Genomic DNA, 11,973 nt, shown 5'->3' on the forward strand with positions numbered 1-11,973 from the left:
GGCTGGTCCGACGCCATCCGCCGCGCGCCCGGACGCGCCCTCACCGGACGCCGCGTCCCGGCGCGCCACGCCGTAGGCTGACCGGGTGAACCGCAGTGAAACTCCCGATTCGGAACTGCCGACGTTGCGGGATCCGGTGCTCGTCGCGGCCTTCGAGGGCTGGAACGACGCGGGTGATGCCGCCAGCGGCGCGGTCGAGCACCTGGAACTGATCTGGGACGCCGAGCCGCTCGCCGAGCTGGACTCCGAGGACTACTACGACTACCAGGTGAACCGCCCGACGGTGCGCCAGGTGGACGGGGTGACCAGGGAGATCCAGTGGCCGTCGACCTCGCTGTCGGTGTGCTCGCCGCCCGGCAGCGACAAGGACATCGTGCTGCTGCGCGGCATCGAGCCGAACATGCGCTGGCGCAGCTTCTGCGGCGACCTGCTCGAGTTCATCGAGCAACTGGGGGTGCAGACCGTGGTGATCCTCGGCGCGCTGCTCGCCGACACCCCGCACACCAGGCCGGTGCCGGTCACCGGCTCGGCCTACAGCCCCGAGGCCGCCGAGCGCTTCGCCCTGGAGCAGACCCGCTACGAGGGCCCCACCGGCATCACCGGCGTGCTGCAGGACCAGTGCGTCCGGGCCGGCGTCCCCGCCGTCTCCTTCTGGGCCGCGGTGCCGCACTACATCTCGCAGCCGCCCAACCCCAAGGCCACCATCGCGCTGCTGCACCGGGTCGAGGAGGTGCTCGACATCGAGGTGCCGCTCGGCGAGCTGCCCAAGCAGGCCGAGGAGTGGGAGGAGACGGTCAACGAGATGACCGAGGGCGACGAGGAGATCAGCGAGTATGTGCGCTCGCTGGAGGAGCGCGGCGACGCCGCGGTGGATCTGAACGAGGCCATCTCGAAGATCGACGGCGATGCCATCGCGGCCGAGTTCGAGAAGTACCTGCGGCGGCGGGGGCCGGGGAACTTCGGGTTGTGAGGCGCGCCGGCCCCGCCGGGGATGGGGCGGGGCCGGGCGCCGGGCCGCTCACCCGTCCAGGGTGAGCACGAGCGCGGCGGCATCGCGCGCCAGCCGGGCGATCAGGATCTCGCGCGGGATGGTCTGGCCGCCCAGGTGGTCGAGCGAGGGCGTGAGCACGTGGTGCGCGTCGGCGCGCTGGAGCTCGTGGGTGAGCTCCGCCAGCGCCGTGCCGTCGCCGTCACAGGACTCGTGGAAGGTCGCGGCGAAACAGAGGCCGCGGGATCGGGCCAGATCACGCAGCGCGTGCTCCAGCTCCTCCCCCCGCCCGTCGGCCAGATCGTCCCGCACGTACCCGTAGGTCAACGCTTGCACCGAAACCTCCATTGGATCGGTAAACCTTCGCGTCTCGCGGTCCCCGGGAGCGCCTCCAGGGATCACCCGCCGGCTCCTACCCCTGCGCGTGCCTCCGCAGCAGCGGATGCACAACCATCTGCACTTACAGGAACCTTTGGGCAAACTTCCCGCTCCCCTACAGGATGCCGAACGACATAGTGCGAATGCAGATGTCAACCCGGTGACATCGGGTTGCCCTATCGAGGACGCCGAAGGTTAACTGGTGCGATACTGGCGGCGTGGCCATAGCCGACGATCGACCCGTCTGGGCAGTCCGCATGCGCTCCGAACGCGACGCGAGGGGGTGGTCCCAATCCGACGCGATCCGGGTGATGCGCGCCAAGTCCGCGCACAATCTGCCGACCGACAGCACGCTGCTGCGCAATTGGCGCAGGTGGGAGGCTGGTGAGTCGAAGCCGGACGACTTCTACGCCCCCATCATCGCGGCCGCCTTCGACTCCGCCGCGGCCTCCTTCTTCCCCAAGGCCAGGCCGAACCGGGACGACGAGCTGCTCTCCGCGACCGGCATGGACACCCTGGAATTCGTCGGCAGGCTGCGGATCTCGGATGTCTCCGGCTCCACGCTGGACGCGGTGCGGATCACCGCGGAGCGGCTTTGCTGCGAGTACGCCTACGCCGACCCGATCGAGCTGCACAGCGAAGGCACCGCCTGGCTGCGCCGGATAGCCGCCTTGCTCGACGGCAGGCTCACCCTCGCCCAGCACCGGGAGATCCTCTCGCTGGCGGGCTGGGTGGCGCTGCTGGTCGGCTGCGTGGAGTACGACCTCGGCAAGCGGGCCGCGGCGGAATCCACCCGGCAGGCGGCGCTCTCGCTCGGTACCGAGTCGGAGAACCCGGAGATCATGGGCTGGGCCGCCGAGATGGCGTCGTGGTTCGCGCTCACCCAGGGCAACTACCGCGGCGCCATCGAGGCCGCGGAGCCGCTCATCGACGCCTGCCGCGGCTACGGCGTCGGCGTACAGCTGGCCGCGCAGCAGGCCAAGGGCTGGGCCCGGCTCGGCGACCGGGCCAGGGTGGAGACCGCGCTCGAGCGCGGCCGCGCCATCCTCGACCAGCTCGAGCACCCCGCCGACCTGGACAACCACTTCGTGGTGGACCCGCAGAAGTTCGACTTCTACGCCATGGACTGCAGCCGGGTGGTCGGCGACGACCGGGCCGCGCGGGCCTACGCCAGGGAGGTCATCCGGGATTCGTTCCGGGTGGACGGCACCGTGCGCAACCCCATGCGCGCCGCCGAGGCGCACCTGACGCTGGCGGTGCTCGCCGCCCGCGAGCGCGACCTGGAGTGCGCGCTCGCCGAGGCGGAGGCGGCGTTCGGGCACGATCGCCGCTCGCTGCCCTCGCTCGGCTGGATCGCCGGGGAGCTGGCGCGCGAGATCAACGACCGGTTCCCCGGCGATCCGCGCGGACAGGACTACCTGGACCAGCTCCGGGCGCTCGCCCGGGTGTAGGTCAGTTCCTGGCGCTCGCGTCCGGGATGCGCGCCGGGCACGGCGTGCCCGGCGCGGTGGCGAGTTCGAAGTGCCACCACTCGTTGTCGAAGGTGCGGCAGAGGCCCCAGCGGAACCCGTTCGCCTCCAGCCACTGCGCCCCCTGCTGCGGCCCGACGTCGATGGCGTCGCCGCTGACGTGCGTGGACTCGTCGGGCGGGAGCACCCAGCGCCGCGCCTCGTCCGGGCTGCCGTAGGTGGCGAGCCCGTCGTCCCAGAGCGCCTGCTGCTCGGCCGGGTCGCGGTAGCCGGAGGTGATCGAGAGCGGCACGCCCTGCGCGTGCGCCTCGCCCTCGGCCAGCGTGTAGGCGAGGGCGAGCGCCGGGTTCAGCCCGTCGGTGCCGGCGGCCGAGCCGATTCCCTCGCGCTGATCGATCGCGGTCGCGGGCGGTGCGGGCGCGGCGTACGCGACCGGTGCGGTCAGCGCCAGCCCCGCGGCGAGCAGCAGCGCCGCCGAGCCCCGGCGCGCACCCGCCGGGAGCCCGCGGGCACCGCCGGGTCGTGCGCATACGGCGGGCGCACGCCGAACGTCCTGGATATCGGCACCGCGCTCCGCTTCGACCATGCCGCGATCGTAGGCGCGCTCAGACCCGCTCGGCGGACCGGGTCCGCACCCGCAGCGCGATCGGCTTCTGCGTCTCCGCGAAGAAGTCGTTCCCCTTGTCGTCGACCACGATGAAGGCCGGGAAGTCCTCGACCTCGATCTTCCACACCGCCTCCATGCCGAGCTCCTGGTACTCCAGCACCTCGACGGACTTGATGCAGTCCAGCGCCAGCCGTGCCGCGGGCCCGCCGATCGAGCCGAGGTAGAACCCGCCGTGCTCCTTGCACGCCCTGGTCACCTGGGCGGACCGGTTCCCCTTCGCCAGCATGACGTGCGACCCGCCCGCCGCCTGGAACTGGTCGACGTAGGAGTCCATCCGCCCCGCGGTGGTCGGCCCGAACGAGCCGGAGGCGTACCCGTCCGGCGTCTTGGCCGGGCCCGCGTAGTAGACGGCCATGTCGCGCAGGTACTGCGGCATCGGCTCGCCGGCGTCCAGCCGCTCCTTGATCTTGGCGTGCGCGATATCCCGCGCCACCACCAGCGGCCCGTTCAGCGAGAGCCGGGTCTTCACCGGGTACTTGGCGAGCTCCGCGCGAATGTCCGCCATCGGCCGGTTCAGATCGATCCGCACCACGTCGCCGCCGAGGATCTCGTCGGTCTGCTCCGGCAGGTACTGCGCCGGCTCCCGCTCCAGCTGCTCCAGGAACACGCCCTCCGCGGTGATCTTCGCGAGCGCCTGCCGATCCGCCGAGCAGGAGACCGCGAGCGCCACCGGGCAGCTGGCTCCGTGCCGCGGCAGCCGCACCACCCGCACGTCGTGGCAGAAGTACTTGCCGCCGAACTGCGCCCCGATCCCGAAGGACTGGGTGAGCTTGAAGACCTCCTCCTCCAGCTCCAGGTCGCGGAAGGCGTGCCCGGCCAGCGAGCCCTCGGTGGGCAGCGAGTCCAGGTAGTGCGCGGAGGCGTACTTCGCGGTCTTGAGCGCGAACTCCGCGCTGGTCCCGCCGATCACCACCGCCAGGTGGTAGGGCGGGCAGGCCGCGGTGCCGAGCGAGCGGATCTTCTCGTCCAGGAACTCCAGCATCCGCGTGGGGTTCAGGACGGCCTTGGTCTCCTGGTAGAGGAAGGACTTGTTGGCCGAGCCGCCGCCCTTCGCCATGAAGAGGAACTTGTAGGCCGGGTTCGCCGGGTCGCCGGGCGCCGAGTACAGCTCGACCTGCGCGGGCAGGTTGGACCCGGTGTTCTTCTCGTCCCACATGGTGATCGGCGCGAGCTGCGAGTATCGCAGGTTCAGCTTGGTGTAGGCGTCGAAGACGCCGCGGCTGATCCACTCGGCGTCGTCCGCGCCGGTCAGCACGCCCTCGGACTTCTTGCCCATGACGATGGCGGTGCCGGTGTCCTGGCACATGGGCAGGATGCCGCCCGCGGAGATGTTCACGTTCTTGAGCAGGTCCAGCGCCACGAACCGGTCATTGCCGCTGGCCTCCGGATCGTCGATGATCCGCCGCAGTTGCCGCAGGTGTGCCGGGCGCAGGTAGTGGCTGATGTCGTGCATCGCCTCCGCGGTCAGCAGCCGCAGCACCTCGGGCTCCACCTGGAGAAAAGTGCGACCGCCGAGCTCGACGGTCGAGACCCCCTCGGTGGTGAGCAACCGGTACGGCGTCTCGTCGGCGCCGATCGGCAGCAGGTCGGAATAGCGGAACTCGGGCGCGGTCACGGAACGCACTCCTTCGGGCGGGCTGTCTGCGAAGTCACCGGAGCGTAACGACCGCGATCCGGCCGACCGTTGCTTAGGCTCCCCTATGCGAACCGGGAAACCCGGAAGTTGTACCTTCAACTCGAGCGCGACGACAGCAGACCGGCGAGGATGGGAACACAGGCGGTGACCGACCCACAGTGGCTCGACGACCTGGAGATGCGGGCGTGGCTCGGGTACGTGCGCACCCGGGACCTGGTCGCCGCTGCGGTCGGGCGGGACTCCACCCGGGAGTCGAACCTGACCTTCGCCGAGTACTCGGTCATGGCCTACCTCTCGCTCAACGGCGAATCGCTGACCTTCGCGGAGCTGGCGGCGAAGTTGGAGTGGTCGCAGAGCCGGTTGTCGCACCAGATCACGCGGATGGAGCGGCGGGGGCTGGTCGCCCGCGAGCCGCTTCCCGACGACGCTCGGCGCACCGCCGCACGGCTCACGCCGGACGGGATCCTGGCCCTCGGTGAAGCGGCGCCCATGCACGTCGGGAGCGTGCGGCGGAACATGATCGACGTGCTGGACCGCGACCAGCTGGCCGCGCTGGCCGATATCTACGACACCCTCCTCGCCCACCACCGGCGCTCCGCCAACCCCTGATCCCCGTCTCAGCGCGGCTATTTCGGCGTACAGGCGTCCACTGAATAGTGAAAAGTCACAGCCGTGCATAGAGCGATGGCAATGGTGGTATACCTCACGCATATTGTCAGTGACGACGATCTGCCGAGCTGAATCGACCGCCGTCCGCTGATCCATGATCACCGCACCCTGAACAGAGTGGGTGTACGGTCGTGCACAGAAGTTAGGGGCTGCCGATGGAACTGCTGAAGTGGAGTAAACGGCCGGCCGCGGACGTCGACGCGACGAATCCGCCGGTCAATATCGTGCGCGGGCTGGTTGCCCGGGCTACGACACCGCTGCTCCCCGACGACTACCTGCGGCTGATCAACCCGCTCTGGACCGCCCGTGAGCTGCGCGGCAAGGTGGTCGACGTGGTCAAGGAGACCGCCGACTCGGCCACCGTCGTCATCCGGCCGGGCTGGGGCTTCCCGGCGACCTATCGGCCGGGGCAGTACATCGGCATCGGCCTGCAGATCGGGGGCCGCTGGCACTGGCGGTCGTACTCACTCACCTCGATCGGCGATACCGGAGACCGGACGCTGTCGATCACCGTCAAGGCCAATCCGGACGGGTTCCTCTCGACCCACCTGGTCGACGGCGTCGAGCCTGGCACCATCATCCGGCTGGCGGCGCCGAAGGGCGACTTCCACCTGCCGGAACCGGTGCCGGGCAAGCTGCTGTTCGTGACCGCGGGCAGCGGGATCACGCCGGTGATGGCGATGCTCCGGTCGCTCACGGCCAAGGGGCAGGTGCCCGACATCCGGCACATCCACTCCGCGCCGACCCGGCACGACGTGATCTTCCTCGACGAGCTGGAGAGCAAGGCGTCCGAGGCCCCCGGCTACGACCTGACGCTGCAGCTCACCCGCGAGATGGGCAATTTCGACGCCGCGCGGCTGGACGAGTGGGTGCCGGACTGGCGGGAGCGGGACTGCTGGGCCTGCGGGCCTGCCGGGCTGCTCGACGCCATGGAATCGCACTACGAGGCGGGCGGGCTGCGGCACCGGCTGCACACCGAGCGGTTCACCATCGCGCGCACCGATCACGGCGGGGAGGGCGGGACGGTGCAGTTCGCCGTCTCCGGCAAGGAGGCCGAGATCGACGGCGCGACAACGCTTCTCGAAGCCGGGGAGAATCTGGGCATCCAGCTGCCCTTCGGGTGCCGGATGGGCATCTGCCAGACCTGTGTCGTCCCGCTGACGGGGGGATACGCGCGCGATCTCCGCACCGGCGAGGAGCGGCGCGAAGGAGAACGAATCCAGACCTGCATCAGCACCGTGTCCGGAGAATGCACGCTCGACCTGTAGGAGGTCCGGTGGCCATCACCGATATCGACGTCTATGCCCATCTGACCGCCGAGGATGTCGAGGCGCTCGGCGCCGAACTCGACGCCATTCGCCGCGATATCGAGGAGTCCCGCGGCGAACGCGATGCCAAATACATCCACCGCACCATCGCCCTGCAGCGGGCGCTGGCCGCCGGGGGGCGCGCGACGCTCATGTTCAGCAATCGCAAGGTCGCGTGGGTGGCGGGGACCGCCATGCTCTCGGCCGCGAAGATCATCGAGAACATGGAGCTCGGGCACAATGTCATGCACGGGCAGTGGGACTGGATGAACGATCCGGAGATCCACTCCTCGTCGTGGGAGTGGGACACCACCTGCCCGAGCGTGCAGTGGAAGCACTCGCACAATTTCGTGCACCACAAGTACACGAATATCGTCGGGATGGACGACGACGTGGGCTACGGGATCCTGCGCATCACCCGCGACCAGAGGTGGCTGTGGTGGAACGCCGGTAACCCGCTCTACAACTTCCTGCTGGCGACCTTCTTCGAATGGGGGGTCGCGCTGCACCACCTCGAGGTGGAGAAGATCCGCAAGAAGGAGAAGAGCTGGCGGCAGGTCTTCCGTGATCTGCGCATCATCGGGACCAAGGTCGGCAAGCAGGCCGCCAAGGATTACCTGATCTTCCCCGCGCTGGCCGGGAAGAACTGGAAGACGACGCTCACCGCGGATGCCACCGCGAATATCGTCCGCAACTACTGGGCGTACATGGTCATCTTCTGCGGCCACTTCCCGGACGGTGCCGAGAAATTCACCAGGGAGGAGTTCGCCGAGGAGGATCAGCCGCGCTGGTACCTGCGGCAGATGCTCGGCTCCGCGAATTTCCACGCGGGCCCGCTCATGCGGTTCATGAGCGGGAACCTCAGCCACCAGATCGAGCACCACCTCTTCCCCGATCTGCCCAGCAATCGCTACGAGGAGATCGGGGTGCGGGTCCGCGCGCTCTGCGACAAGTACGACCTGCCGTACACGACCGGCTCCATCGGCCACCAGTACTGGCAGACCTTCCGGACCATCGCCAAGCTCTCGGTACCGAACGGCCTGCTCTCCGCCACCGCCGACGATGCGCCGGAGACCGCGTCCGAACTCCGGTTCGCCATCCGGGAGGGGCTGTCGGACCACTTCGGGGTCGACCCGGTCACCGGGCGGCGCCGGGGCCTGCGCACCGCTCTGCGCGAGCTGAACGAGGCCCCGGTCCGGGCGGGACGGTGATCAGGCCGAGGTAGCGGCGTCCAGGGTGCGGGTGGGCGCGACCGGGGAGCCGAGGTCGCGGACGAAGCCCTGGGGGATGACGATGTCGTCCCGGTCGAGGTCGTGGATGCTGGTCTTGCGCAGGCCGAGCAGGGCGGAGTCGATGCCGCCGCGCAGGATGTCGAGCACGTTCTCGACGCCGGCCTGGCCGTTGGCGGCGAGGCCCCAGAGGTAGGCGCGGCCGATGAGAACGGCGCGGGCGCCGAGCGCGACGGCCTTGACCACGTCGCTGCCGCGGCGGATGCCGCCGTCCAGGAGCACCTCGATCTGGTCGCCGACCGCGTCCGCGATCACGGGCAGGGCGCGGATGGCGGCGGGGGTGCCGTCGAGGTTGTTGCCGCCGTGGTTGGAGACGGAGATGCCCGCGACGCCGGCGTCCACCGCGCGCTGCGCGTCGTCGACCCGGATGACGCCCTTGAGCAGCACCGGGCCGTCCCAGTTGTCGACGACCCACCGCACGTCGGCCCAGTCCGGCGGCGGGGTGCCCATCCACTCGCCGTAGGCGGCGAAGAAGCCGGGGGCCTGCGCGTCGCCGGTGACCAGGTTGGGCACGGTGAGGTCGGGGAGCGTGCCGGACTTCAGGTAGGTGGTGAGCCAGCGCGGCTTGATCACGGTGGCGGGGGCGAACTTGAGCATGGTGCGGAAGTCGATGCTCTGCGGGATCTCCGGGCTGCCCCAGTCCCGCCCGTGCGAGAAGGACCAGTCCAGGGTGAGGATGAGCCCGACGGCGCCGGCCGCCTTGGCGCGGGCCATGCGGGCGAGGATGTCGTCCTTGGAGCCGCACCAGTAGAGCTGGAAGAAGGTCGAGGGGTTGGCCGCGATGACCTCCTCGACCGGCTTGCTCGCGAACGAGCTGAGCCCCATGGCGACGCCGCGCGCGGCCGCGGCGCGGGCGACCGCGACCTCGCCGTCGGGGTGCACGGCCTGGACGCCGGTGGGCGAGATCAGCACCGGCATGGAGACGCTCTGCCCGAGCACCGTGGTGGCCTGCGAGCGCTCGCCGATGGACCCGGCGACGTGCGGGGCGAAGCCGAGCTCGGTGAAGGCCTTCTGGTTGTCCTCGATGGTCTGCCCGCGCTCGGACCCGGCGATCAGCGCGCCGTACACCGGCTTGGGCAGCCGCTTCTTCGCTCGCCGCTGGGCCTCGGCCACGGTCTCGAACCAGGGATTCATCGTCGGATCCTTTCCGGGGAGGACACCGGCCACCAGCGGCCGGCGTGCTCGATCAGGTCTGTCACTATCCGGTCCAGCAGGGCCGTGCCCTCGGCGGCGGTCGCGCCGGCGGGGTCGCCGAGGACGCCGTTGGCGCTGACCGCGCGGACACCGCCGGACCGCAGGGCGGGAAGCAGCTCGCGCAGCGCCCGCGTCTCCCCCGGTTCGGCGCGGTCGAGCCGCACCCGCGCGGGGTCGAGCGCGAGCTGCAGCGCGGTCTCGCTGCGCCCGGCGTGCGCGTCGCCGGGGTACTGCGGCAGGAAGAACCGCACGTCGCGGCCCTCGCCGCGCAGCAGCGCGCAGGCCCGCCGCAGCGGCTCGGCATTGCCGCCGTGGCCGCTGACCAGCAGCACCCGATCGAGCGAGTCGGTAGCCGACCTGCACAGCTCGACCAGCACCAGCTCCAGCGCCGCCTGTCCGATGGAGAGCGTTCCGGGAAACCCCGCGTGCTCCCCGCTGGACCCGTACGGCAGCGCGGGCGCCACCAGCACATCCGGCCGGGTAGCGGCCAGCCCCGCGCACACCGCGACGGCGAGGTCGGTGTCGGTCGAGAGCGGCAGGTGCGGCCCGTGCTGCTCGGTCGCCCCCAAAGGGACAACCAGAACGGCCGAGCGGCCGAGCGCGCCCACCTCAGGCCAGGTGAGCGCGGCCACTGATGCGTCCGCGCGACCCGGTGATGTGAGTTCGGCCACGGCGAAAACATTATCGTCACCGACTGACATAATCAAGCCTGCGATAATCGCCTCGTGACCGAGCAGGCGAACACCCGCACCCGCGGCAGGCCGCGGGGGACGAGCCGGCGCCGGCTCGAGCTCATCGCGCTCGAGCTGTTCACCGAGCGCGGCTTCGAGGACACCACGGTGGAGCAGATCGCGGCCGCGGCCGGGATCAGCGAGCGCACCTTCTTCCGCTACTTCCCGAGCAAGGGCGAGCTGCTCTGGTACCAGTTCGACGACGAGGTGGCGGCGCTGCGCGGGCTCTTCGCCACCGTCGCCGACGACGTGCCGATGATGACGGCGGTGCGCCGGGTGGTGGTCGCGGCCAATGCCTATCGCGCCGAGGACGTCCCGGAGCTGCGCACCAGGATGCATCTGCTGGCAACGGTTCCCGGCCTGGCCGCGACGGCGGGTGCGCACTACGACGCCTGGGAGCGCGCGGTCAGCGAGTTCGCGGCGCGCAGGCTCGGCGGCGCCCCGGACGACCTGGTGCCGCTCGCGATCGGGCGGGCGACGCTGGCGACCGCGCGCGCCGCCTTCGACGCCTGGCTCGGCCGCGCCGACGACGACCTCACGGTCTACCTGGACCGGGCGCTCGCCGCGCTCGCCGCCGGCTTCGCGCCGCCCGGCCCGGTAGCCGCCGAGCTACCCGCAGGTTTGGGCGGCGGTGGAGATGGGGTATGAGTAGGCTCGGTGTCGTCGCGCGCCGACCTGTCCGACCGGCAGAACTACTCCGCCCAACCGATGAGAAAGGGCCTGGAAATCCATGTCCGAGGTGTCCATGAGCCTTTCGGCGGATCCGCTGGTAGCGGGGCCGGTCGACAACCTGTTGCCCCAGCTCGTGGAGCACCTGCGGCAGAATCGCACCGCGCTGCGCGAGGAGTGGGCGCGCCGCATCACCGACGCGCAGCTGCTCACCGCGATGACGCCGGAGGAGATCTTCTCCGAGATCACCTCGGTCTACGACAATTACGTGGCGGTGCTGGAGACCGGCAGCGTCGAGGCGCTGCAGGCCTACGCCCGCGATCTCTCCGAGCGCATCATCCCGCGCGGGGTCGAGACCGACGAGGTGCTCGGCATCGTGCTGCTGCTGCGAGATGTGCTGGCCCGCTCGCTCTTCGAGAAGTACCAGTCCGACTTCAACCTGCTCAACCACGTGCTCGACGCCTACGAGCCGGCCGCCAACCGGATCGCCAGCACGGTGGCCATCTCCTTCGTGCAGGAGCGCGAGCGCGTCATCCGGCAGCAGCAGGAGGCCATCCGCGAGCTCTCCACCCCGGTGCTGCAGGTCCGTGAGCAGCTGCTCATCCTGCCGATCATCGGCGTGCTGGACAGCCAGCGCGCGCGCCAGCTCACCGAGCAGCTGCTCCGCGCCATCCGGGCCAATCGCGCCAAGGTGGTCGTCATCGACATCACCGGTGTGCCCGATATCGACTCCACGGTGGCGAACCACCTGGTGCAGACGGTCGACGCCTCCGGGCTGATGGGCGCCAACGTCATCATCACCGGCCTCTCCTCGGATATCGCGCTCACCCTGGTCACCATCGGGCTCGACCTGTCCAAGATGAACGCGGTCGGCGACCTGCAGGGCGGCATCGAGGAGGCGGAGCGGCTGCTCGGCTACGAGGTCACCCGGGTCACGGACCGGCTCACCGAGCGCGACGGCCGCTGAACGGGCGGG

12 protein-coding genes are annotated in these 11,973 nt (G+C 70.3%); 7 read left to right on the forward strand and 5 right to left on the reverse strand.

Annotated elements, in window-relative coordinates:
- Window positions 1–85 precede the first annotated feature (85 nt).
- The gene (locus tag AB0H71_RS21340) at window positions 86–970 is read left to right on the forward strand and encodes a PAC2 family protein (protein ID WP_357023528.1); all 885 of its coding nucleotides are present in this window, start codon (window positions 86–88) and stop codon (window positions 968–970) included.
- Window positions 971–1,018: 48 nt separating this feature from the next.
- On the opposite strand, the gene AB0H71_RS21345 is transcribed toward AB0H71_RS21340, so the two are convergent.
- The gene (locus AB0H71_RS21345) at window positions 1,019–1,324 is read right to left on the reverse strand and encodes a hypothetical protein (RefSeq protein WP_067659166.1); all 306 of its coding nucleotides are present in this window, start codon (window positions 1,322–1,324) and stop codon (window positions 1,019–1,021) included.
- 353 nt (window positions 1,325–1,677) lie between these two features.
- Here AB0H71_RS21345 and AB0H71_RS21350 point away from each other — a divergent pair, with 353 nt between their 5' ends.
- Window positions 1,678–2,817, forward strand: coding sequence for an XRE family transcriptional regulator (locus AB0H71_RS21350; RefSeq protein WP_357023531.1), 1,140 nt, complete (start codon window positions 1,678–1,680; stop codon window positions 2,815–2,817).
- A gap of 1 nt (window position 2,818) precedes the next feature.
- Here AB0H71_RS21350 and AB0H71_RS21355 read toward each other — a convergent pair whose 3' ends face one another.
- Entirely contained in the window at window positions 2,819–3,232 is a 414-nt protein-coding gene (locus AB0H71_RS21355; protein WP_357024499.1) for a M15 family metallopeptidase, read from the reverse strand.
- Window positions 3,233–3,440: 208 nt separating this feature from the next.
- Entirely contained in the window at window positions 3,441–5,117 is a 1,677-nt protein-coding gene (locus AB0H71_RS21360) for a fumarate hydratase (RefSeq protein ID WP_357023534.1), read from the reverse strand.
- Between the two features lie 165 nt (window positions 5,118–5,282).
- On the opposite strand from AB0H71_RS21360, the gene AB0H71_RS21365 reads away from it, so the two are divergent.
- From AB0H71_RS21365 to AB0H71_RS21375, 3 genes are all read left to right on the forward strand, one after another.
- Window positions 5,283–5,747: a MarR family transcriptional regulator gene (locus AB0H71_RS21365; RefSeq protein WP_357023537.1), complete on the forward strand. Its 465-nt coding sequence runs from the start codon at window positions 5,283–5,285 to the stop codon at window positions 5,745–5,747.
- Window positions 5,748–5,962: 215 nt separating this feature from the next.
- Window positions 5,963–7,075, forward strand: coding sequence for a ferredoxin reductase (locus AB0H71_RS21370; RefSeq protein ID WP_357023540.1), 1,113 nt, complete (start codon window positions 5,963–5,965; stop codon window positions 7,073–7,075).
- Window positions 7,076–7,083: 8 nt separating this feature from the next.
- Window positions 7,084–8,325, forward strand: coding sequence for a fatty acid desaturase (locus AB0H71_RS21375; protein ID WP_357023542.1), 1,242 nt, complete (start codon window positions 7,084–7,086; stop codon window positions 8,323–8,325).
- On the opposite strand, the gene mftD is transcribed toward AB0H71_RS21375, so the two are convergent.
- Window positions 8,326–9,537 carry a pre-mycofactocin synthase MftD gene (mftD, locus tag AB0H71_RS21380; protein ID WP_357023545.1) on the reverse strand — a complete coding sequence of 404 codons (1,212 nt, stop codon included), beginning with the start codon at window positions 9,535–9,537 and terminating at the stop codon, window positions 8,326–8,328.
- Complete coding sequence (mftE, locus tag AB0H71_RS21385; protein WP_357024502.1) at window positions 9,534–10,229, reverse strand: mycofactocin biosynthesis peptidyl-dipeptidase MftE; 696 nt, start codon at window positions 10,227–10,229, stop codon at window positions 9,534–9,536. The genes mftD and mftE overlap by 4 nt, the downstream gene beginning before the upstream one ends.
- A 93-nt stretch (window positions 10,230–10,322) precedes the next feature.
- Between mftE and mftR the strand changes: the two genes are divergently transcribed.
- Window positions 10,323–10,976, forward strand: a complete 654-nt coding sequence (gene mftR / locus AB0H71_RS21390) for a mycofactocin system transcriptional regulator (protein WP_357023547.1) — start codon at window positions 10,323–10,325, stop codon at window positions 10,974–10,976.
- Between the two features lie 82 nt (window positions 10,977–11,058).
- Window positions 11,059–11,964: an STAS domain-containing protein gene (locus AB0H71_RS21395; protein ID WP_067659190.1), complete on the forward strand. Its 906-nt coding sequence runs from the start codon at window positions 11,059–11,061 to the stop codon at window positions 11,962–11,964.
- The last annotated feature ends 9 nt before the right edge of the window (window positions 11,965–11,973 follow it).

Origin of the sequence: Nocardia sp. NPDC050697 (assembly GCF_040654395.1) — a bacterium.
GTDB lineage: Bacteria > Actinomycetota > Actinomycetes > Mycobacteriales > Mycobacteriaceae > Nocardia.